The 20,705-nt window shown below is 68.5% G+C and carries 21 protein-coding genes and 1 tRNA gene; 11 read left to right on the top strand and 11 right to left on the bottom strand.

Annotation, left to right across the window (positions count from 1 at the left end; all coding sequences use genetic code 11):
* Window positions 1-3: 3 nt before the first annotated feature.
* From EER30_RS09385 to EER30_RS09375, 3 genes are all read right to left on the bottom strand, one after another.
* Window positions 4-1,203 carry a CehA/McbA family metallohydrolase gene (locus EER30_RS09385; RefSeq protein ID WP_127499934.1) on the bottom strand — a complete coding sequence of 400 codons (1,200 nt, stop codon included), beginning with the start codon at window positions 1,201-1,203 and terminating at the stop codon, window positions 4-6.
* An 84-nt stretch (window positions 1,204-1,287) separates the two neighbouring features.
* Window positions 1,288-2,508, bottom strand: coding sequence for a CehA/McbA family metallohydrolase (locus EER30_RS09380; protein WP_127499933.1), 1,221 nt, complete (start codon window positions 2,506-2,508; stop codon window positions 1,288-1,290).
* A gap of 38 nt (window positions 2,509-2,546) precedes the next feature.
* Window positions 2,547-3,500, bottom strand: a complete 954-nt coding sequence (locus tag EER30_RS09375) for a hypothetical protein (RefSeq protein WP_127499932.1) — start codon at window positions 3,498-3,500, stop codon at window positions 2,547-2,549.
* 137 nt (window positions 3,501-3,637) lie between these two features.
* Here EER30_RS09375 and EER30_RS09370 point away from each other — a divergent pair, with 137 nt between their 5' ends.
* The 7 genes from EER30_RS09370 (at window position 3,638) to EER30_RS09340 (ending at window position 10,809) form a co-directional block, all read left to right on the top strand.
* Entirely contained in the window at window positions 3,638-5,614 is a 1,977-nt protein-coding gene (locus tag EER30_RS09370; protein ID WP_127499931.1) for a glycosyl hydrolase family 28-related protein, read from the top strand.
* Window positions 5,615-5,703: 89 nt separating this feature from the next.
* Window positions 5,704-6,591 (top strand): NAD-dependent epimerase/dehydratase family protein, encoded by an 888-nt coding sequence (locus EER30_RS09365; protein ID WP_240669909.1) that lies wholly within the window; start codon window positions 5,704-5,706, stop codon window positions 6,589-6,591.
* A 53-nt stretch (window positions 6,592-6,644) separates the two neighbouring features.
* Entirely contained in the window at window positions 6,645-7,841 is a 1,197-nt protein-coding gene (locus EER30_RS09360) for an MFS transporter (protein ID WP_240669908.1), read from the top strand.
* A gap of 360 nt (window positions 7,842-8,201) precedes the next feature.
* A complete protein-coding gene (locus tag EER30_RS09355) occupies window positions 8,202-8,660 on the top strand; it encodes a lamin tail domain-containing protein (RefSeq protein ID WP_127499929.1) in 459 nt (152 codons plus the stop codon).
* A 54-nt stretch (window positions 8,661-8,714) separates the two neighbouring features.
* The gene (locus EER30_RS09350; RefSeq protein ID WP_240669907.1) at window positions 8,715-9,251 is read left to right on the top strand and encodes a SigE family RNA polymerase sigma factor; all 537 of its coding nucleotides are present in this window, start codon (window positions 8,715-8,717) and stop codon (window positions 9,249-9,251) included.
* Window positions 9,248-9,913, top strand: a complete 666-nt coding sequence (locus EER30_RS09345; protein WP_127499927.1) for a hypothetical protein — start codon at window positions 9,248-9,250, stop codon at window positions 9,911-9,913. Before EER30_RS09350 ends, EER30_RS09345 begins: the two co-directional genes overlap by 4 nt.
* Before the next feature lie 59 nt (window positions 9,914-9,972).
* Window positions 9,973-10,809: a hypothetical protein gene (locus EER30_RS09340; protein WP_205650149.1), complete on the top strand. Its 837-nt coding sequence runs from the start codon at window positions 9,973-9,975 to the stop codon at window positions 10,807-10,809.
* On the opposite strand, the gene EER30_RS09335 is transcribed toward EER30_RS09340, so the two are convergent.
* The 3 genes from EER30_RS09335 to EER30_RS09325 are packed head-to-tail and all read right to left on the bottom strand — an operon-like array spanning window position 10,806 to window position 12,929.
* Entirely contained in the window at window positions 10,806-11,498 is a 693-nt protein-coding gene (locus EER30_RS09335) for a hypothetical protein (protein WP_127499925.1), read from the bottom strand. The two genes, EER30_RS09340 and EER30_RS09335, sit on opposite strands and share 4 nt — an antisense overlap.
* 4 nt (window positions 11,499-11,502) lie before the next feature.
* Window positions 11,503-11,958, bottom strand: a complete 456-nt coding sequence (locus tag EER30_RS09330) for a hypothetical protein (RefSeq protein WP_127499924.1) — start codon at window positions 11,956-11,958, stop codon at window positions 11,503-11,505.
* Window positions 11,955-12,929 carry a LysR family transcriptional regulator gene (locus EER30_RS09325; RefSeq protein WP_127499923.1) on the bottom strand — a complete coding sequence of 325 codons (975 nt, stop codon included), beginning with the start codon at window positions 12,927-12,929 and terminating at the stop codon, window positions 11,955-11,957. The genes EER30_RS09330 and EER30_RS09325 overlap by 4 nt, the downstream gene beginning before the upstream one ends.
* Before the next feature lie 28 nt (window positions 12,930-12,957).
* Here EER30_RS09325 and EER30_RS09320 point away from each other — a divergent pair, with 28 nt between their 5' ends.
* The 3 genes from EER30_RS09320 (at window position 12,958) to EER30_RS09310 (ending at window position 15,218) form a co-directional block, all read left to right on the top strand.
* Entirely contained in the window at window positions 12,958-13,800 is an 843-nt protein-coding gene (locus EER30_RS09320) for a serine hydrolase (protein WP_127499922.1), read from the top strand.
* A 121-nt stretch (window positions 13,801-13,921) separates the two neighbouring features.
* Window positions 13,922-14,881, top strand: a complete 960-nt coding sequence (locus EER30_RS09315; RefSeq protein ID WP_127499921.1) for an MBL fold metallo-hydrolase — start codon at window positions 13,922-13,924, stop codon at window positions 14,879-14,881.
* Window position 14,882: 1 nt separating this feature from the next.
* On the top strand, window positions 14,883-15,218 hold the full coding sequence (locus tag EER30_RS09310; protein ID WP_127499920.1) for a hypothetical protein: 336 nt from the start codon (window positions 14,883-14,885) through the stop codon (window positions 15,216-15,218).
* Window positions 15,219-15,229: 11 nt separating this feature from the next.
* Here EER30_RS09310 and EER30_RS09305 read toward each other — a convergent pair.
* The 3 genes from EER30_RS09305 to EER30_RS09295 all read right to left on the bottom strand — a co-directional run bounded on the left by EER30_RS09305 (window position 15,230) and on the right by EER30_RS09295 (window position 17,536).
* Window positions 15,230-15,305: transfer RNA gene (locus tag EER30_RS09305), tRNA-Arg, on the bottom strand.
* Between the two features lie 634 nt (window positions 15,306-15,939).
* Window positions 15,940-16,530 carry a hypothetical protein gene (locus EER30_RS09300; protein WP_205650148.1) on the bottom strand — a complete coding sequence of 197 codons (591 nt, stop codon included), beginning with the start codon at window positions 16,528-16,530 and terminating at the stop codon, window positions 15,940-15,942.
* On the bottom strand, window positions 16,520-17,536 hold the full coding sequence (locus EER30_RS09295; protein ID WP_127499919.1) for an ArsR family transcriptional regulator: 1,017 nt from the start codon (window positions 17,534-17,536) through the stop codon (window positions 16,520-16,522). The genes EER30_RS09300 and EER30_RS09295 overlap by 11 nt, the downstream gene beginning before the upstream one ends.
* A 368-nt stretch (window positions 17,537-17,904) precedes the next feature.
* Between EER30_RS09295 and EER30_RS09290 the strand changes: the two genes are divergently transcribed.
* On the top strand, window positions 17,905-18,555 hold the full coding sequence (locus EER30_RS09290; protein ID WP_127499918.1) for a type IV toxin-antitoxin system AbiEi family antitoxin domain-containing protein: 651 nt from the start codon (window positions 17,905-17,907) through the stop codon (window positions 18,553-18,555).
* A 159-nt stretch (window positions 18,556-18,714) separates the two neighbouring features.
* On the opposite strand, the gene EER30_RS09285 is transcribed toward EER30_RS09290, so the two are convergent.
* Together EER30_RS09285 and EER30_RS09280 are read right to left on the bottom strand one after the other, a co-directional pair.
* Complete coding sequence (locus tag EER30_RS09285; RefSeq protein WP_127499917.1) at window positions 18,715-19,944, bottom strand: hypothetical protein; 1,230 nt, start codon at window positions 19,942-19,944, stop codon at window positions 18,715-18,717.
* 132 nt (window positions 19,945-20,076) lie between these two features.
* Entirely contained in the window at window positions 20,077-20,514 is a 438-nt protein-coding gene (locus EER30_RS09280) for a hypothetical protein (RefSeq protein ID WP_127499916.1), read from the bottom strand.
* Window positions 20,515-20,705 lie beyond the last annotated feature (191 nt).

The following is a 20,705-nucleotide window of genomic DNA, read 5'->3' as shown; positions in this document are numbered from 1 at the left end:
TGTTTATCGGCCGGACGGCTCGGGAGCTGACGACTTGGCCCGCACATATCCGCCGTGGAGCCACCACGGGCTCGAATAGGCCAGGCCGAAGTCGTTGCACGGGTGCCCCTCGGGTCCCGGTGTCGCGTTGTCCCTGGTCGGGTCGGAGACGCGCAGCACGACCCAGTCCCCGTCGAGGGCGTCGAGCGGCACGGTCAGCTCGGTGACCCGGCCGGGCCGCACCGCCTTGATCGCGACGACCTCGGGCGCGGTCGTGCCGGGCCGCAGCACCTGCAGGTCGGCCGTCTGCGGGCCGCCGTCGAGGTCGAGCCGGAAGGTCACGTCACCCCTGGTCAGGGGCAGCAGACCGCCCATGCGTACGCCGTTGGCCGTCGCGTCCAGGCGCAGCCCGCTGACCCGGCTCGCGAAGAAGCGCCGGGCCCGCATCGCGGAGAGCACCCCGTCCCGGGTGTTCGCGGCGACCCAGATCCCCGTCTGCCCGCGGTCGCGGTCGTGCCCCCAGTCGCTGCCGTGGTCGTCCGAGACCCCGGTCAGGCCGGTACGCCACCCCGCGTTGAGGCAGGCCGCGAGCGGCGACGGGTGCCGCGGCCAGCCGCCGAAGACGTAGTCGTCCTCGTTGTTGAACATCTCCAGCGCCACCATGTGCCCGGCGAGCCTGGGGTCGTACGCGAAGTGGTTGAACTGCTGGCGCTGACGGCCGGGATGGTTGAACGCGGCGATTCCGGCGGTGCCGAGAAGCCAGTCGTAGAGCTGGTCGGTGTCGCCCGCGGTGTGCAGGTCGGCGTACTCGTCGGTGTACCAGACGTTGATGTGGCCGAGGTGCGAGTGCGACCACTCGAAGCCCCGCAGCGTGGTGAAGTCGCCGGGCCGGTTGGCGTGGTCGGCGAGCTTGCCCAGCTTCTTCCACTTGTGCCGGGTCAGCCCGGTGAAGGCCGCGTCGGTGGCGTGGTCGGTCAGCGCGGCCACGTCCACGCCGGCCGTGCGCATCGACTCGAAGGCCAGCTCGGGCTCGCCGAACCCGTCCGACAGCAGCGTGTGGTTGTGCAGGTCGGCGTGGACCATCGTGGTGCCCCGGCTGACCCGCGAGGTCCGGCGTCCGGCGGCCTGGGCGGCACCGCTCGGAGCGGCACCCACCAGCAGCCCGCCGGCGCCGGCCAGCAGGGATCGACGGCTGACACGGTGGTGGTGACGAGGCGCGCTCACTCGTGGAGCATGCCAAGGCCGGGCCCGATGATCAGGGGAATCGCGCAACGACCACCCGGGATTGGTCCGTCCGAGGTCGTCCGATCAGGCGGTCAGCCACCACGGGCTCGAATAGGCCACGCCCCAGTCGTTGCAGGGATGCCCGGCCGGGCCGGGGGAGGCGTTGGCCTGAGCGGGGTCGGACACCCGGATCACGACCCACGATCCGTCGGCGAGGTCGAGCGGCACCGTGAACTCGGTGGTCACCCCGGCCGTCGTCTCGATCACGTCGGCCACCTGCGGGGCCCGCGAGCCCGGCCGCAGCACCTGCAGGCGCAGCGGCTTGCCGGCCCACTCCGGGCCGCGGTCAAGGTCGACGGCGAACCGCACGTCACCCTTGGCGAGCGGCAGACTGCTGCCCATGCGTACGCCGTTCGCGGTCGCGTCGAGCCGCAGCCCGCTGACCCGGGTGGCGAAGAACCGCCGCGCGCGCATGGCCGCCAGCACCGCGTTGCGGCTGTTCTCGTTGACCCACAGACCCGTACGCCCCTTGCCCTCGGGGAAGCCCCAGTCGGTGCCGTGCTCGTCGGTCACGCCGGTCAGCCCGGTGCGCCAGCCCGCGTTGAGGCAGGCGTTGAGGGGCGAGCTCTGCCCGTCGCCCCAGCCGTCGAAGAGGTAGTCGTCGCCGCGGTTGAACATCTCCAGACCGACCATCTGTTCGGCCATGCTCGCGTCGTACGAGAAGTCGTTGAACCGCAGCAGCTCGCGCCCGGGGTGGTTGAAGCCGCTGATCCCGTCGGTCCCGTTGATCCAGTCGTAGAGCTTGCCCATGCTCGACGAGCCGCCCAGGTCGGTGAAGTTGCCGGTGTACCAGACGTTGACGTGCCCGAGCAGCGGGTGCGACCACTCGAACCCGCGGATCGCGGTGTAGACGCCGGGCTCGTTGGCGGCGTCGGCGAGCTGCCCGGCGCGCTTCCACTCCGACGACGACATCCCCTCGATCGCGAAGAGCGTGGTGTGATCGGTCAGCGCGGCCACGTCGAGCCCGGCCGAGCGCATCGAGGCGAAGGCGTTGGCCGGGTCGCCGTCGCCGTCCGACATGAGCGTGTGGTTGTGCAGGTCGGCGTGGACCAGCGTGGTGCCCTGGCTGATCCGCGAGCTGCGGGAGGCGCCGGTGGCCCGCTTGGGGGAGCCGTCGACGGCGACGCCGGTGGTCGCGGCGTGCGCGGTGCCTGGTGTGGCGGCCAGCACCAGCAGGCCGCCGGACGCGGCCAGCAGGGATCGGCGATCGACGTGGTGATGGTGGTGATGCTCGTGGGCGGTCATGCCCCGAGCATCGCAAAGCAGCGACGAATGTAAATGTCTCAGCGGTGAACGGTGGTGTGCCAGAGGCTGTCGTCCGTGGCCAGCAGCAGCGTGGTGTCGCGGGCCGCCACGGCGACCGGCTCGCCGGGGGAGTTGCGGCGCTGTCCGGCGATCCGCAGACCGTTGCCGGCGATCACGCTGTGACCGGCGAGAACAGCCATCGACCGTACGCTCGGGGGAATGCCCTCGTAGGTCTCGGCCATCGACCAGGCACCGTCGCGCCGCCGCCACACGCCGCTCCCGCCGGCCGCGAGCACGACGTCCCCGGCGCGGACCACGCGCTCGAACACCGGAACATCTTCCTCGGCCCAGGGCTCGAGCCAGGTCCCGTCGCCCACGATCAGCCACCGTCCGTCCGGCAGGGACGTGACGTCGCGGGCGACCGTGCCCGCGTGGCGGCTCTCGCTCAGCGTGAACGTGACGCCGTCGGCGGAGAACCAGGCCGCCGCCCCGCTCGACCGGTTGCCGGCGATGGCGAATCCGCGCGGGCCGGCGGCGATCGGGCCCACGTCGACCGCCTCGTCACCGCCGTAGGTCTCGAAGGGTGCCGCGTTCTCGGTCATCCGTCCGTCGGGGAGTCGTCGCCACGTGCTGACCCGCGGGTTGCCGTGCGCGCCGCCCGGGACCGCGCCGACCATCGCGACCCGGCCGGAGAAGCAGGCCACGCTGCGGATCGTCTGGAGCGGGCCGTAGTAGCTCGACGGCAACGGCGCGAAGTCGACGGGTGTCCACGAACCCTCGGGCCCGCCGGTCCAGGCGGCCGGTCGCGTCGCGCCGTCGGAAGCCTGGATCGCGCCCACCGCCCACCACTGGTCGCCGCAGTCGGCGACGTCTGTGAGCACGACTCGGCCGTACGCGGGCAGGTTGATTCTCGACCAGGTGAGGTCTTGCGGCGGGTTGCTGCAAGCGGCGATCAGCGACACGACGAGTGTGAAAGAAAGCGCGCGCTTCATGTAAGCACCGAGCAATCTGCCGAAAACTGTGGACTGAACCTTGTGGACTACCTCACAGCAATCTTATGGTCACTGGACCCCGATCGGCGCCCGTCCCGCCTGCGGGAACGCTCCCCTCGAAAGAGAAGAGTCCGTCCATGTTCCTGGAGTTCCGACGGTCTTTGGTGGCCGTCCTCGCCTTGAGCGCAGGGGTGCTGGTGGTGCCCACTGCCGCCCACGCTCAACCCGATTTGTCGGTGACCCGCGCCGGCCTCGATCCGTCCCTCGTCGCCGGACGCGGTGCCACCGTCGCGTTCCTCGAGCAGGAGGCCGAGCGAGCCCGCTCCAACGGCACGGTCATCGGCCCCGACCGTACGGCCTACAGCCTGCCCGCCGAGGCGTCCGGCCGTTCCGCCGTCCGCCTCACCCCCGGGCAGTACGTCGAGTTCACCCTGCCGAAGTCGGCCAACGCGCTCACCGTCCGCTACAGCATTCCCGACGCTCCCAACGGCGGCGGCCTCACCGCCCCGCTCGCCGTCAAGGTCGGCTCGACCAGCCGCACGATGACGCTGACCTCGCAGTATTCGTGGCTCTACAACCAATATCCGTTCAGCAACGACCCGAACGCCGACCTGCTGCACCCGGACTGGTGGATCACCGAGTGCGCCTGCGTGCCGGCCGCGACCACCCCGACGCCGGTGATCAGCAAGCCGTTCCGGCCCAGCCACTTCTACGACGAGCAGCGCCTGCTGCTGGGCCGCACGTTCAAGGCCGGCGAGAAGGTACGCCTGACCGCGTCGTCGGCCGTGCCGTGGACCGTGATCGACCTGCTCGACTCCGAACTGGTCGGGCTGCCGCACGTCAACCTGCTGGCCGCCAACGTGCTGGCCTTCGGCGCCGACCCGACCGGCCGGCGCGACTCGGCCCCCGCGTTCGACAAGGCCATCGCGTTCGCCAAGAAGGCCAAGCTCAAGGTCTATGTGCCGCCGGGCGTCTTCCAGGTCAACCGGCACATCATCGTCGACAACGTGACGATCGAGGGCGCCGGCAACTGGTACACGACGATCAAGGGCCGCACGGTCGCACTGCCGACGCCCGCGCCGGACGGCTCGACCCACACGAGCGTCGGGTTCTACGGAAAAGACGCAACGGAGGGCGGCAGCCGCAACGTGCACCTCTCCGGCTTCGCCATCCAGGGTGACGTCCGCGAGCGCATCGACACCGACCAGATCAACGGCATCGGCGGCGCGATGAGCGACTCGACGATCAAGGGCCTCTACATCCAGCACACGAAGGTCGGCCTCTGGTTCGACGGGCCGATGTCGAACACCCGGGTCGAGAACAACATCGTGGTCGACCAGATCGCCGACGCGCTCAACTTCCACACCGGCGTCACCGGATCGGTCGTGCGCAACAACTTCATCCGCAACACCGGCGACGACGGCCTGGCCATGTGGTCGGAGGGCACCGAGAACGCCGGCAACACGTTCGACCGCAACACCGTGCAGACGCCCGTGCTGGCCAACGGCATCGCGATCTACGGCGGCCGGGACAACACCGTCTCCAACAACCTGATCGCCGACCCGATCCGCGAGGGCAGCGCGATCCACGCCGGGTCCCGGTTCGGCGCCACGCCGTTCGCCGGCACGTTGAAGATCACCGGTAACACCACGGTGCGCGCGGGCACGTACGAGCTGAACTGGAACATCGGCCTGGGCGCGATCTGGATCTATGCGCTCGACCGCAGCATCGACGCCGATATCCAGGTCACCGGCGACCAATACCTCGACAGCACCTACAACGCGATCATGATGGTCTCGGAGTGGGGCGTGAAGGATCTCTACTCGATCCCCAACGTCCACTTCAAGGACGTCAAGATCGACGGCACGGGTACGAGTGTCCTCAGCGCCCGGGTGCGCGGAGGCGCGAGCTTCGAGAACGTCGACGCCCGCAACATCGGTGCCGTGCCGGTCAACAACTGCGGCAGCTTCGGCTTCACCCCGGCCGGCTCCGAGTTCACCGTGACCGACCGTGGCGGCAACGACGGCTGGCTCGCGCCGTGGATGCTGCCCAACACCATCACCTGCGACGACCGTCCGCCGGTGGTCGCTCCGCCCGCCCCCGCTCCCTGGTGAACGGTGCCCGCCCTGCTCGAACGATTCGGGCAGGGCGGGTCCCTCTTGGTAGCCTGTGCGACCGGGAGTCTTCAGTCGGGAGAAGTACGTTGAGCCAAACACTGCTGGTCACCGGTGGTGCCGGATTTGTCGGTTCCGCTCTGATCAAGTCTCTGCTCGCCGACTACCCGGCGGCGGCGGTGGTGTCGCTCGACAACTACTTCACCGGCGTCCCCGAGAACCACGTGAACGATCCCCGGGTGAGCTACCTCGACGGCTCGACGGCCGACCTGGCGAAGATCTGGGCCGACCGCGGCCTGCCCAGCCCCGAGATCGTCTTCCACCTCGGCGAATACTCGCGCATCGTGACCTCGTTCGAGGACCACGACCTGACCTGGGACTACAACCTCCTCGGCACCAAAGAGGTGGTCAAGTTCGCGTCGGCCGCGGGAGCGAAGCTGATCTACGCGGGCTCGAGCTCGAAGTTCGGCAACGACGGGCAGGACGAGAACCTGAACCCGTACGCGTGGACCAAGGCCAAGAACATCGAGTACATCCAGAACTACGCGAACTGGTACGGCCTCGACTACGCGATCACATACTTCTACAACGTCTACGGCCCGGGCCAGATCACCAGCGGCAAGTACGCGACGGTGATCGGCATCTTCGAGGACAAGTACCTGCACGGCGAGCCGCTGCCGGTCGTGTCGCCCGGCACCCAGACGCGCGACTTCACCCACATCGACGACATCGTGCGTGGCATCGTGCTGGTCGCCCAGAAGGGAACCGGCGACGGCTACCTGCTCGGCGCCGGTCACGAGTGGCCTCTGCTCGACGTGGCGAAGATGTTCGGCGTCCCCTACGAGCTGGTCCCGGCCCTGCGCGGCGAGCGCACCCGCGGCCAGGCCGACATCACCAAGGCCGCCGAACTGGGCTGGCAGCCCCAGATCCGCCTCGACGACTACGTCGCCTCCTTCGTGGCCGCCCACCCGCGATGAAGTCGCTCACTTCCACGGGCGGTTGAGGTCCACCACGAGGTTGACTGGCGCGAGTGCGTCGCTCCTTGATCTTCGTGCTCGCGGTTGCCTGCGGGCTCACCGTGGCCAATCTGTACTACTCGCAGCCCCTGCTCGACCTGATCGCCGGGACCTTCGGCGTGAGCCAGGGCGCCGCGACCATCGTGGTGACCCTCACCCAGGCCGGCTATGCGGCCGGGCTGCTCCTGCTGCTGCCGCTCGGTGACCTGGTCGAGAACCGCAAGCTGACCACCCGGCTGCTGCTCGGCACGGCGAGCGCTCTGCTGCTGGCGGCGCTCGCCCCGACGTACACGGTCTTCCTGGTCGTCGCGGTGCTGATCGGGGTGACCTCGGTGGTGGCGCAGATCCTGGTGCCGCTGGCCGCCCATCTCGCCCCGCCGGCTCAGCGTGGGGCGCTGGTCGGCCAGGTGATGAGCGGCTTGATCCTGGGCATTCTGCTCGCCCGTACGGTGTCTTCGCTGGTCGCGGAGCTGTGGGGCTGGCGCGCGATCTACTTCGTCTCAGCGGCTCTCATGGTGGGGCTGGCCGTGGTGCTGCGCCGGATGCTGCCGGAGCGGTCGCCCTCGCATGCCGCGGGCTACGGCTCGCTGCTGCGCTCGGTGGCGACGCTGGCCCGGGAGGAGCCGGCCCTGCGTCGGAGGGCGCTGACGCAGGCCACGATGTTCGGCGCGTTCACCGCCTTCTGGACGGCGATCGGCTATGAACTGATCGACGAGCATGGCTTCAGTCAGGCCCAGGTCGGCGTCTTCGCCCTGATCGGCGCGGGTGGCGCCCTCGCGGCCCCGGTCGCCGGCAAGATCGCCGACCGCGGTCATGGGCGCCTGGCCAGCGGCGGGGCACTCACGCTGGCGTCGCTGATGGCGGTGACGGCCGCGGTCGGGCATCGCAGCGTCGTCGTGCTCGCGATCGCCGGCGTGCTGCTCGACTTCGCCGTGCAGTCACACCAGGTCATGAGCCAGCACGAGATCTACGCCCTGCGCGGCGATGCCCGGGCCCGCATCAACACCGTCTTCATGACCACGGTCTTCGCCGGTGGCGCGGTCGCCTCGGCCCTGACCGGCGCTCTGCACCACCGCTTCGGCTGGACGGGGGCCTGCCTGCTGGCGGCCGTGCTGCCCGCTCTCGGCCTGGCCGTCTGGGCCGCGGGCCTGCGCCGCCGCCCCACCCCCGACGAGGCCGAGCCGCAGCCGACCCTCGCGCGCCCGAGCTGACCCAGCCGGGCAGCCGGGCCAGCTGACGGCTGGTCCGCCATGCAGAGCTGACGGCTGGTCCGCCATGCAGAGCTGACGCAGCTGCGCCTGGCCAACAGCCTGACGCGGCTGGCCGCGCCAAGCAGAGCTGACGCAACTGGCTCCCGCCAAGCTGAGGCGACCCCGGGCGCCGCACTGTCGAGCTACTGGCTCCTACCCGGCCCACCCACCCGGGAGTGGGGTCCACGTTAGCGACTTCGACCGACAACCGGCCTGAGTTATCCACAGGGGGATCTCTGCGCGATCCGCCCGCTTCCGCGACCCACCTATGGCGATAATCAGCGCAAATCCGACTTCGTTTGGGCCCGATAAGGGAGAAATATGCGCAGATTGAGTGCTGTTCTGGGTGTGGTGGCGATCGTGCTCGGTGGACTGATCGCCCCGGGGTCGGCCGGCGCCGAAGTGCTTCCGGTCGTGCGTTTCCACAGCGTCCAGTACGACTCGCCCGGTGCCGACAACCGCAGCCCCGACAGCCTCAACCAGGAGTGGATCTCGGTAGTCAACACCGGCGTCCAACCCGTCAACCTGCGGCGCTGGACCGTGCGCGACGACGCCGGCAAGACGTTCACGTTCGGCGGCCTGACGCTGCGCGGCAACGGGGCCCGCGTCGTGCTGCACACCGGCAAGGGCCGCCCGAGCACGACCGACGTCTTCTGGAACAGCGGCAACTACGTCTGGAACAACACCGGTGACGCCGCTGAGCTGCGCGACGCTTCCGGTCGTACGGTGGACTCGTGCTCGTGGACGAGCAAGAAGGGCCGCAGCCTCGTGGCTTGTTGACGCGCGGATGATGGTCGGATGCAACCGCGCCGCGACCGCGATCGTCATCGGGGTGTGAGACGAGACCGAGGCTCGGGCAGAACCGAGCGAGACGAGCAGTTCCACGATTTCGTGGTCAGCCGGCGACCTCGCCTTCTGCACACGGCGACCCTGCTGACCGCGGGCGACACGCACCTGGCCGAAGACCTGGTCCAGGCGACGCTGACCAAGCTGTACGTCGCTTGGCCGGCCTTCCAGCGTGCCGACAACCCGGACGGCTACGTGCGTCGCGTGCTGGTCAACGCGTTGATCGACGAGAAGCGGCGGATCTGGCGGCGCCGCGAGAAAACCGTGGCCGAGCTGCCCGACGTGGCCGGCGATCTGCCGTCCGGCGCCGGAGCCGCCGGTGAGGCCGTGAAGCAGGCGCTGCGTGAACTGCCACCCCGCATGCGCGCGGCCGTCGTGTTCCGCTACTTCTACGACCTCGACGTGGCCGCCACCGCCGACGCGTTGAGCTGCTCGGAGGGCAACGTCAAGAGCCAGACGGCCCGGGCCCTGGATCGTCTCCGCACCGCCCTGCCCACCCTCATGCCCCAGGGAGCCACCCCATGACCGACCTGCGTGACCACTTCAACGAGATCGCCGGGCCGATGCCTGCCGTCTCCGGCGACCAGGCCGACGCCGACCTGACCCGCGGCCGCCGTGCCCTGCGCCGCCGCCGGGTGGTTCAGTCGGTGGCCGGTTCCGCCTTCGGGGTGGCCGCGCTGGCCGCCGCGATCGCGGTCGCCACCAGCACCCCGAGTGCCCCCGCGGACGACCGGGTCACCGCCACCGCGTCGGTCCAGCTCGTCGCCTACCAGGGTGAGCAGCCCAAGGGCTTCACGGTCGACAAGGTGCCGGACGGCTATTCGATCGAGGCGAGCGAGACCGGGTACCTGACGCTGGCGCCGAAGAACAGCAGCGACACGAACCCCGACTCGTTCGTCGGCAAGGTCGCCATCATGCTCGAGTCGAAGGACCAGAACGGTCCGTCACGCGAGGGTAAGAAGGTCGAGGGCGGCGTGCTGCTCAAGAGCCTGCCGGGCGAGACCCCAGACGGCAAGGTTCCGGCCGCTCAGGACGGTGACACCGGCCGGGAGTTGTGGCTCAAGCAGCCCTCCGGCATCTGGCTGATCGTCCAGGTCTGGCAGGGCGTCGGGCTCACCGACTCGCAGATCGTCGAGCTCGGCGCCGGCGTTCACGTGCACAAGGACGCGCAGCAGGGCGTCGGCTGACTCGTGAATACGGCCCGCGGCCCTTTCCAAGGGTCGCGGGCCGTTCTATGTTCCGAGGAATGACAAGGTCAGCCGCCGCGCGGGCCGGGGAGATGGTCGCGGCCGTACGCGACGACCCGGGGGACCGTCTGCGCCTGGCGGCCGCCTTCTACGAGGACCGGCCCGGCATCCGGGCCTACCGCCGGGCCGAGATCGCCTTCATGAAGTGGCAGATCCGCTGCGGTGTTCTGCGAGCGACCGGCGGCAGCCCCTGGTGGCGGGCCGTGAACGAGGGCCTGCTGCGCGACGCGGCCGAGGCCGACCTGCTCTTCAACGGCGCGCCCGGCGACGCCAGCTCGCGCGGGGTCTCGTACTGGCTGGTCTTCTTGAAGGCGCCCTCGCCCGAGCACTGGTATCAGGCCCACAACGCGAGCATCGTCGACGGCTACCTGCGGCATCGTGACCTGGTGGCGGGGGAGGGGCCGCTCGAGCGTTTCTTCATGGACGTCGCGCTGCTCCGCGTTCTCTATGCCCACGCCCTTCTCGTACGCCCCCGGCTGGCCCTCGGTCGCCTGGCGTTCCTCGGTCCTCTGCTCGGCGACCCGCGCCGCCGCGGCGCCGACCTGTTCCTCTCGCTCAAGGACGTGCTCCCCGACGAATATCCGCTCCCCAAGGTCGGCATCGAGAAGGTCCTGGCCGACGAGAACTACCTCTCCCGCATCGTCGACTACGGCGTCATCGCACCCCGCATCCCCGAGCTCTACTCGCACGCCGCCGCCGACCTGGGCGAACCCCGCCTGGCCGAGCTCTGCGTCGACGAGTTCCCGGTCTACGCCTGGCCCTACGAGCAAAGACACGTCTGGCGTACGGATCGGTCGCCGCTCGCCATCGCCGTGGCGCGGGCGGTCGTCTCCTAGAGCTCGTCGTGGGCCTGCTGCAGCGCGCCGGCGCGAACCTCGTCGGCCCGCGCCCGCCACTTCTTCAGGTCGGCGATCGTCGCGTTCAGCCGGCTGTTGAGGCGTACGTCGAACTCGAGCGCGACCGGCCCGACCGGCTCGCCCGTCGCCTCCCCGACCGCCGAGGCCGCCCGCTCGACCAGGCGCTTCACGGCCGGACCGCGGGTCTTGAGGTCTTTCAGGAAGTCGTCCCGCAGGGTCTTCGCGAACGCCGCCGCGTCTTTGTCCTTCGGCTTGGCTTCGCTCCCGCGGGCCGAAGCGAGCAGGTCTTCGCAGGCCTTGAGCGCCTTGTCGCACGCGAGCACGGCCGTTCGCCGGCTGCGGAAGCCCGGGTCGTTGCCGGCGAGGATCGGTTCCAGCAGTTCGTCGACCTGCGACGCGTATTTGGCGTGCCGTGCCTGGGCGGCCACCAGCGCCTTCTCGGCCGCCCGGTGACCGCCACGCGCCTGCCGGAAACGTTGAGTGCGGCTGTCGTCGGCGCTGAAGAGACCGCCGAGCATGCGGTCGCGCCAGTCGGTGCCGCTGCTCGACTCGGCCAGGTCGCGTTCGGCCTGGTCGAACGCGCGTTGCGCGGCGGCCAGCTCGTTGCGGGCGAGGCGCAGCATGGCCACATAGGGCTTCAGCAGAGTGCGATCGCGGTCGGTCAGCACCCCCTCACCGTACTGCGGCCCGGAACTCCATGACCCAGTTGATTTCCCAGTTCTCGCCGCCGTCAGCCGAGAAGGCCTGTTCCCATCGTGGAGTGTCGGTGTCCATGTCCGACCACACGAAACGGACCCGGATCGGTTGTCCACGCAGGGTGTCGTCGCCGAAGAAGGTGCCGACGCCGTTCTCGAACCTTCCGACGACCGCGGGCTGCAGCACCCCGTCGGCGTCACTGACCCAGTAGATGCTCCACTCCTGGCGCGCGGGATCGTACACACGCAGTGACATGCCCTTGATCTTCTTGGTGGGGAAGTCGTTGAAGTCGACGTTCGCGGCGCCGTCGAACTGCCGCAGGCATTCCACGGTGGACGGAAACTCTTCCCAGGTGTCGCTGCCCGTGAGCCGCTCGACCAGCCGTCGGTTGGTGACGTTCCAGGAGCCGGCGAGAAAATCGAAGTCGTTCATGACCCTGTATACCGTGTGTGCGGGTCGAAGACCACGCTCCAGGGGCGATTCGCGTCCGCGGCCGGAATGACGCCCAGGGACGGCACGGCGTCGGTCAGCGTCTCGGCGGCGAGCTCGGCGAAACGTTCGGCCGCGGGATGCGGCGACTGGGCCGGCCAGGCCGCGGAAGCGGTGCGGTGCAACGGATGGCCGGCGAGCGGACGATGGACCACGCGGGGCTCGCGCCGGGTCGCGCTCTCGGGTTCGAACGCGACACCCTGACCGGCGAGCACCAGACCCAGAAGGAACTCCGGGTTGCGGGCATGCCGGATCCGCCGGGGCGTGAAGCCGTGCTGCCGGCACACCTCGAGCACCTGGTCGTGCCAGCCCGGGGTGGTGGCGCGCGGCGGCAGAATCAGGTCGTGACCGGCCAGATCGGCGAACGCGAGCTCGGACGCCGCGGCGAGCGGTGAGACACGAGGAAGAACCACCCCGAGGCGTACGTCGGTGGTCGGCCCGAAACGCAGGTCGGGGGCCTCGACCGGGTGGTGGACAACACCGACGTCGAGACGGGCGTCGGCCAGCAGGCGCACCTGTTCACTGGTGGTCAGCTCCTGCAGATCGACATCGAGCCCCGGCAACTCGTCGGAGAGACGGCGCAGCAGGGCCTGCAAGGTGACCGCCGGCGTCTCGGGCGGAACCCCGGCGCGCAACGTGCCGAGAGTGCCGTCGCGCACCATCCGCATCAGACCGCGAACCCGCTCCTCACCGGCGAGCAGGGCACGGGCCTCGTCGAACAGCAGCCGCCCGGCCGTGGTGAACTCGATCCGGCGGCGCGACCGGTCGAACAGCTCCACGCCGAGATCGCGTTCCAGGCGCTGGATCGACTGGCTCAGCGGCGGCTGGGCGATCCCGAGACGCTCGGCGGCCCGCCCGAAGTGCAACTCCTCGGCCACCGCCAGGTAATAGCGCAGCTGCTTCAGAAGATCCACCACCCGACCGTACGCGTACCGTGGCGACGTGATCATCGACGCTCGGCTGCACGCGGTTGACATCGACACCGGGCGCTCCGTCGGCGTCGGCTCGGACGATCAGGTCGTCATCGCGTCGCTGTTCAAGATCCTGGTGGTGCTGGAATTCGCCCGGCAGGTCGTCGCTGGGCAGCTCGATCCGCGCGATCGAGAGGTAGTGCGCGCCCCGGACCGGCTCGGTGGCTGGGGGACGGCCGGATGCGCCGACGACGTCGAGGTGTCGCTGCGCGATCTCGCGTACTTCGCCATGTCGGTCACCGACAACACAGCCGCTGACCTGCTGCTGCGGCGGGTCGGGCCGGACGTGGTGCCCATGCTCGCGGCCGAGCTCGGGTTATCCCGTACGCGGGTGGTCGATGGGCCTCGACAGGTGCTGGAATCGATGTTCGAGGACGTGGGAGCGCACGATGCCGCCTCATTCGCGACCGCGTTCGCAGGGCTGTCGGAGGAGCGCGTTCGTGCGCTGCGGGTCTTTGATCCGGCGCAGACGACTTCCAGCACGCCGCGGGAGATAACCCGGCTGCTGAGCCTGATCTGGCGGGACGAGGCGGGGCCGGCGGCGGCGTGCGCGATGGTGCGCGAATTGATGGCGCGGCAGATCTTCTGGACTCGGCTGCCGTCAGGGTTTCCGGCCGACGTGCGGGTGACGACCAAGACGGGGACGTTGCCCGGACTGCACATTGACGCGGGGATGGTCGAGTATCCGGATGGGGGGCGGTATGCGGTTGCCGTTTTCGCCCGTACGCGGCGGCTGCAGGCCCGGCGCATCGACGTCGACTTGGCGATCGGGGAGGCGGCGCGCTCGGCGGTCGAGGAGCTCCGCCGGATGTGATCCACATCTCCGGTTTCCGGCAGCTCGATGATCTTGGTCTGGGCTGATATGCGTCGGGATATGGCTGATACGAGTGGATGGTCTTGGACCGGGGCTGGTGGGCGTTGATTGGCTGCCCGGCATGACGCAAACCTCTGTTGGCCGGCGCGGATTCCTTGGTACGGCGGCCGGGGCCGCTCTCGTCGCTGCCGGCGCTGTGCCCGCCTCCGCCGTTTCCCGCTCGTCTCCCGCGTCTGCCGGCCGCGGTGCTGCGGCCTCGTTCCGCTGGCTGGGCACGTCCGGCTGGCGTATGGACATCGGCGGGTCCACCGTTCTTATCGACCCCTTCCTGAGTCGCTTCTACACAGGACTTTTCGACGGGAAACTCAACCCGGCCACCAAGCTCTCGGTCGACGGGGACACAGTGAGCAAGCACGCCGGAAGCCCGCAGACGATCCTCGTGACCCACACCCACTGGGACCACTACAACGACGTACCCCACATCGCTCTGCGGTCAGAAGCCCGCGTGTTCGGCACCCTGACGGCCTATCACCTCGGGCTCGCCTTCGGCCTGCCGACATCGCAGCTGTCCCCGCTGAAAGGCGGCGAGGTGCTCGACTTCGGCGCCTACACCGTCGAGGCGGTCGCCGCCCTGCACAGCCGCAACCCGAACTATTCGATGGCCTTCCCCGGCGTACGGCTGGCGCAGCCCGCACCGCCCGCAACAATCGCCGACCTGCCCGAGGGCGACACCCTCGCCTACCAACTGACCGTCGCCGGTGGCCCGTCAGTCTTCTTCATGGGCGCCAGCGATTTCGTCGAACGCAACCTGACCGGCCTGAACCCTGACGTGGCCATGCTCGCGGTCCCCAACACCGACGCAACCCACGACTACGTCCCCCGCCTGCTGACCGCCCTGAACCGACCCGCCACCATCGTCCCCGTCCACTGGGACAACTTCGAGACGACCCTGACCAACCCACCCGCGGTGACCCCCGGCGACCGTCTCCGGCTGGACAAGTTCGTCACCGCGGCACGGGCGTTCGCTCCCCGAAGCCGCATCCTCGTGCCGGACTACCTGACCCCGTACACGTTCGGCTGACATGCGAACCTCTGGCCGGCTCATCGCCGCGGCCGCACTCTGCACCCTCGGCGCCGCGGCGACGTGGTTCATCGGAATCTTCTCAGGCTCATCCACAGACCCGAAGGAGTCCTGCCACGCGGTCGGCGCCACCTACGACGAGGCCTACCGCGCCACCCACTGGCGCGAGCCGTCCCGGTTCTTCCCCCTGCACAACAGATGCAACGCCGACCATGACCTGGTCGCGCCCTGGATCAACCCGACCCTGGCGCTGCTGACCCTGCTGGCGGCCACGTGCCTGGCCGTAGCCATCGGTCGACCCATCCTCCGGCGCCTTGTCAGGTCACCTGAGGGGTGATTTGTGCTGATTGGTGCCCCCGGTAGGAATCGAACCTACGACACACGGTTTAGGAAACCGATGCTCTATCCCCTGAGCTACGAGGGCCTGCGGCCCATATGGTACCGACCAGGCGATACTCGCGGGTGCCCGGGCGGCCCGTGGAGTGCCAAACGGTGCCATCGGATGCGCCGACGGCGGTTTTGCCGCTGGTCGGAGGACATGCGGAGCAAATCTCGGGCACATGCGGCTCGGTGTGCCCGGCGGTGACTTCGGGTGCCTAGCGCTGATCTGGGGTGCTATTCGCTCGCTGAGCACGTCCGGAGCACTCGTGGTGTCTTCCGAGCTGGGAAAACACCTTTGGTGGTCGACTTGATGTTCGGGGGAGTCACGCGATGGTTCGTGCCACCGGTACCGCGGGGTGCGCCTCCTGCGGCAGCGTCGCCGGGGCGCCTCACGCACGAGGCACCCCGGCGCGTGGCTTCTCGCCCCGGCGGTAGTGATCGGAGCTCTCGGCGGCATCAGCGAGGAGCCGAGCCGGGTGGATGGTTATTGCTACTGCCGGTCAAGGACAAGGGGTCAACGACGGACTGAGGCCGCCAGAAGAAGTTCGGAGACTAGTTCGACATCGTCTGGTGCGATGTCGTCGCCGCCGACGGAGTTGATCCAACGCAGCGCCTGATCGCGACGGCGGACAAACCAAAGATCTACGTGAAGCGCGATGTCGCCGGCAATCGACGGATCAACATGGCTGATCTGGTCGAGCGCGACTGGTCTGGTAGCCGGGTCCAGAGTGAGTCTGGTGATGTCGAGCAGGTCCGTTCCCTGCTTGCCGACAGACCGGTTCATGACTGCCTGAAGCTTCATAGCCCAACGGACCCGGCTCGGCTACGGGCGTGGTCACTTCGAAGTGATCGCCATTGGTTCGGATGACTTCGAGCGAAATGTCGGTCGCGGTGTCGTTGGCCCACGCGTGAGCCGACGCGTGCAAGCGATCGCCGGGATCGTCGCTCGGCATGTCGAGCTCGACCTGACGTACCTCGAGGACATCGACCTTCACCCTGCCGTAGGGAGTGGAAAGCAGGACAGCCGCGGGCTGGACCGGCTCGGCGCCGTCAGCAGCGCGCAGCAACTCGAGGTGAGGTACCTCGCCGAGGAGTCGATCGACCACATCGAGGTCAACTGTGGCGCGATACGGATTCGACAGCCGAGACAAGACGGCAACGCCTCCGACGACCACCGGTGGTTGCCCGAGCAGTGTTCGGACCTCGATCACTCCCTGCACGACGGTGGCCATCGCGTCACCGATGAAGGTGACGCGGTTACCAGACACGACTCCACCCTTCGCCCGGTGTCCAATTGTCAAGGATCTCTCGACCACGGCCGACGTCCTGGGCCAGGTCGAGCGCGACGAACAGCGGGTGCGCCAGCGGCCACTCCATAGGGTTCGCATCGAGGTGGACACGACTCTGCACAACGGCGGGCGCCGGGGCGATTCTGACGGTCGCTCGAGCTTGCGCCGGCGTGCTGGCAGCGCCGAGCAGAGTCGCCGCGCGACGCTGAACCGTCTGATCAGGTACGTAGAAGTCGAGTGCCTGCCCGGATCGGAACGCCACCGGTGCACCGTATGCGGCCGCTGCAGCGGAGTCCGTCAGCGCCCAGCCGGTTTCATGCTCGACATCCACCACGCCGAGACGCAGTGCCTGGCTCAGGGCTGCATCACCTGGTGGTGGCAGCTGAGCGAGATACGTACGCGGGGTTGCCCAGCGATCGGCGACGAGCCAGAACAAGCGGGAATCCGTAACTGCATTTTTGGCGTCTACCATCCCCTCGCGGCGAAGCGCGGAAAGAACTTCGGAGACCGTACTGGCCGAGCGGCCAAGTTGGCGCGCCAGGTCACGCACCGCGGTTTCCCGTTGAGGCCGCATCAAGAGATTGGCCGCGATCTCCAGCCCAACCTTCCCGCTCAACGGGCTCGTCCGCCCAGAGCGTTCTCGGAGCGGCGCAACCTCGGCATCGATCACGACGCCGTCGGCTCGCAGCGCAAGCCGACCGCGCAGATCGTAATAGCCGGCCTGTCGCGTAGTCAGAATCTTGCGAGCCGTCTCGGTCACCCGGTCGGCGACGATCAGTAACGCCTCGGCATGTGGTGCAAGCGTACGGAGTGCCTGTTCCGCGACGGAGTCAGTCACAAGGGCACGCCGCTTCACCTGAAGCGCCAAACGCACTCCGCCAGTGTCAAGAATCAGGTCGACACCAGCATCGGATGCGCCTTCAGGGATATGGGCGTCCAGCCCCAGCTGAGCGAGAGCGTCAACGACCAGCGCCTCCGTCTCCATGCAGGCTATCGTCTCAATCGTTCGGTGTTCGGTCAATACCGAACACCGAACACTTGCAAGCAAGAGTCGGCCGCTGGAACCGCGTGGCCGCCCGCAAGACCGAAACCACGGTCGTCGACGGCACTCTTCGGCAGGTTTCTCCTCCGGCCGCAAACTGACCTCGCACTTCTCGCCTTCGGGTTCGTCAGGCTGGGACCATGCGGAGCCGGGAATGCTCTCCCGGCTGGGTGAGGGCTTCCCGCTCGCCACTGCGGCGGTGACCATGCAGCGTCTCCCGCGTCGCGGCAGGACGCGATTCATCTGAGTCCGGATTCGTCAGGCCGGACGGCATGCTGGAGCGTTCGTCGCACTATTGTTACGATTGCTCCATGTCGAGACGCACTGCGCTGGCTGCGATCAGCCCCGTGACCAGCGAGCAGTGGGGCATGATCACCGCAGGGCAAGCCCGCCGGCTCGGGGTATCCCGTCAAGACCTGAACCGACTCGTCGATGACGGCACGCTGGCCATCGCCGATCGGGCCGCGCGGGTGTATCGGCTCACGGGTGCGCCGCAAAACCCCGACCTCGACCCGCTACGCGCGGCCTGGCTTCAACTGGGCGGCGCCCAGTTGTGGCATGAACGCACTGCCGCCCCGAACGTCGTCATCAGCCACCGCAGTGCCGCACACCTGCGCGGGCTAGGTGATCTGATTCCGTACGAGCACGACTTCTACGCCACCACCCGACTGCGACCACGACGCAACGACATCAAACTTCGCGTCCGGTCACAGCTCGCCCCGGACAGCTGGGAGATCTGGGATGGGCTTCCGGCGCGCACCGTGCCGGCGATCATTGATGATCTGCTCTCCGACGGCGAGGACGAGTCCGCGGTGGCTCAGGTCGTACAAGATGCTCTCGCGTTGGGCCTGCTCCGCGATGAGGCGTTCACCGCCATCGTCGCGCCCTACGCGGTCGTCTACGGCCACACCGACCCGGGCGAGTTCGCCCAGGTACTCACCGGCACGGGAACACGCCGATGACCGAGCCTACGTTCCGGTGGATGCAAAAGCGACTGGTGTCTGGGATCCTTCGGCGCGGATCTGGACCCCTGAGTGACCCAACTGTCCAGATCGTGGGCCTCGGTCAACTACCCCAGCACGGGCGCGTCCCCTCCATAGCGAGCACGCCGCGAGCCCCGATCATGCGTCGCCGTCTGCCGTTCCGGGTTCGCCAGTGGGCGCGAATCGTCCGGTGACTCGGCCGGGCGTCTCGGCCAGGTGTTTCAGGCGGCGGTTGCTGTCGAGGGCCTGCTTGGCGACTCGAGTACCGATTTGCTCTTTGCGCGACCCGACGTAGGAGGCGAGGGTCGTGAGCATGTCGGGCCACCCGTTGACCACGAAGCTGGTGAGTACGCCGATGCCGGCCGCAAGAAGTAGATCGATGGCGTCGTCGACCAGTCGGGAGTGCGTCCGGACTCCAGCGCTGCGGGCGGCGTCGACGGCGGTGTCGAGGGCTCGGGTCTCGCTCGTTCGATGGGGAAGATCGATCGCTTCCGCCAGGACTGCGGTGCGTACCAGGCGGACGTTGTCTGCCCAGAGTCGGATTCGCCGGTCGGCGTCTCGTTCGGCGAAGCCGCTGGCCCAGAGGAGTTGGGCCATGAAACGTTCGCTGTTGGTCAGTTCGTACGGGACCGGCGGAACGTGCACCTCCGTGAGCTTCGGAAGCATTGGACTCCGGACCGGGTGGTGCATGACCTGGATGCCCGCGCTGCGTGCGACGAGATCGTGGTAACGGCCGCGAAGCAGGATGGACAGCACATGGGCCCGGCTTACCAGCCCGTACAAGTCGCTGTCGGTGCCGAGCGTAGCCGCCTCGGAAGAGTGTTCCCAGGCCCGTACCAGCTCTTGGTCGCTGACTTCAAGGACCGCGGACAACGGCGTACGCAGGTTGAGGTCGAACAAGCCGCCGACCCGCAACGTCGTTGCCTCTCGGTTGGCTCCGAGCGCTGTGGTCAGCCATTGGTCAAACCCGCACCGCGGCCCGTACAGCTCGTCGGGGTTCGACAAGCAGGTGTCGACGATCTCGCGGAGTCGGGTTGTGTTGTCCTGCGCCCAGTAGCTGACCTCGGCCGCTGTCCGGTCCACGGTGTTGGCCGGCAGTTGCGCGCTGTCGACGAGGTCGGTGACCGCCGTCCGCAGAACGTCGTGGGGTCCCTTCGTGGCCAGGCGTCTGCTACCTGGGCTCGGCAGGACCCGAAACTGTCGGCCGTGGACGATGCCGCAGGTGGCTTGGATGCTCGACACCGCTGACCAGCGGTAGGTATCGCGCATGGGACCGGCGTAGCCGTTCGCCACCTCGGTGAGACTCGCCCAATCGATGAAGCCCTGCGTCACCGAGTCCTCCGTCTGGCTGTGCCCGCCGACCGGCACTGACGGGCTGTCACGCGTTCGAAGGGGTCTTCAACGCGTTCTGGCAAGCGAGCAGCACCGACGCGGTAGAGATGTACCGGCGCCACGCGAACCCCGGCTGACCAGCCGATTTTGGCGCGAGCCCGCCGTCTGCTACGCCAGTCGCACGATGACCGACGATGCCGTCCCGAAATTCTCGACCGCCTCGTCCAAGCTATGCACCGCGCTTTGGAGAAGGTCTGCGTCGCGAGCCACGACGGCGACCAGCACTTGCTGTCGCGCCTGTTCCAACTCTGACAAGGCGGCCGTCACCTGCGCGGAGGAGGCGCCCGCCCGAAGCCCGCGGACGGCGGCGCGGTACCGCGGGTCGTGTTCGACCAATCGAGCCAAGGAAGGGGCGTCGCCTGCCGATGGTGCGACGGCGCCGGCCCGCAGTTCTTCGGAGGAGCGCATCACCTCGACGGACAGTTGTTTCGCCCGCAACTGAGCGGCGGCTTCCCGCCGCTCGGTTCTGCGCCGAAGGATCATCGCGGTGACGGCGGCAACGGCAACCCCAGCGATGACGAAGATCAGTCCAGCTCTGTCGGGCACTCCGAACCGCCTCTCCAAGGTCATCCCCGTGATTGCCCTGCTCCGACTGTGCCGACCAGCTCTCCACTCCCGGCAAGGTCTTCCACCAACGTGCTTAGGCGCCCCAGTCACCGACTCGGGCGCCTGTCAGACGCTCCGGCAGTTCCGTACGCTCAGGGGGTAGACTAATGACATCTAGTCTAGTGCTTCGT

The organism is Actinoplanes solisilvae, assembly GCF_003999975.1.
In the GTDB taxonomy this organism is placed as follows: domain Bacteria; phylum Actinomycetota; class Actinomycetes; order Mycobacteriales; family Micromonosporaceae; genus Actinoplanes; species Actinoplanes solisilvae.
This window is presented reverse-complemented; position numbering and strand designations above follow the sequence as displayed.

What these genes read in the sequence shown, in the direction of transcription:
- EER30_RS09355 (WP_127499929.1), top strand. Translation starts at nt 8,202, where the DNA reads ATGCGCAGATTGAGTGCTGTTCTGGGTGTGGTGGCGATCGTGCTCGGT.
- EER30_RS09310 (WP_127499920.1), top strand. Translation starts at nt 14,883, where the DNA reads ATGCGAACCTCTGGCCGGCTCATCGCCGCGGCCGCACTCTGCACCCTC.
- EER30_RS09315 (WP_127499921.1), top strand. Translation starts at nt 13,922, where the DNA reads ATGACGCAAACCTCTGTTGGCCGGCGCGGATTCCTTGGTACGGCGGCC.
- EER30_RS09370 (WP_127499931.1), top strand. Translation starts at nt 3,638, where the DNA reads ATGTTCCTGGAGTTCCGACGGTCTTTGGTGGCCGTCCTCGCCTTGAGC.
- EER30_RS09345 (WP_127499927.1), top strand. Translation starts at nt 9,248, where the DNA reads ATGACCGACCTGCGTGACCACTTCAACGAGATCGCCGGGCCGATGCCT.
- EER30_RS09330 (WP_127499924.1), bottom strand. Translation starts at nt 11,958, where the DNA reads ATGAACGACTTCGATTTTCTCGCCGGCTCCTGGAACGTCACCAACCGA.
- EER30_RS09295 (WP_127499919.1), bottom strand. Translation starts at nt 17,536, where the DNA reads ATGGAGACGGAGGCGCTGGTCGTTGACGCTCTCGCTCAGCTGGGGCTG.
- EER30_RS09375 (WP_127499932.1), bottom strand. Translation starts at nt 3,500, where the DNA reads ATGAAGCGCGCGCTTTCTTTCACACTCGTCGTGTCGCTGATCGCCGCT.
- EER30_RS09290 (WP_127499918.1), top strand. Translation starts at nt 17,905, where the DNA reads ATGTCGAGACGCACTGCGCTGGCTGCGATCAGCCCCGTGACCAGCGAG.
- EER30_RS09380 (WP_127499933.1), bottom strand. Translation starts at nt 2,508, where the DNA reads ATGACCGCCCACGAGCATCACCACCATCACCACGTCGATCGCCGATCC.
- EER30_RS09340 (WP_205650149.1), top strand. Translation starts at nt 9,973, where the DNA reads ATGACAAGGTCAGCCGCCGCGCGGGCCGGGGAGATGGTCGCGGCCGTA.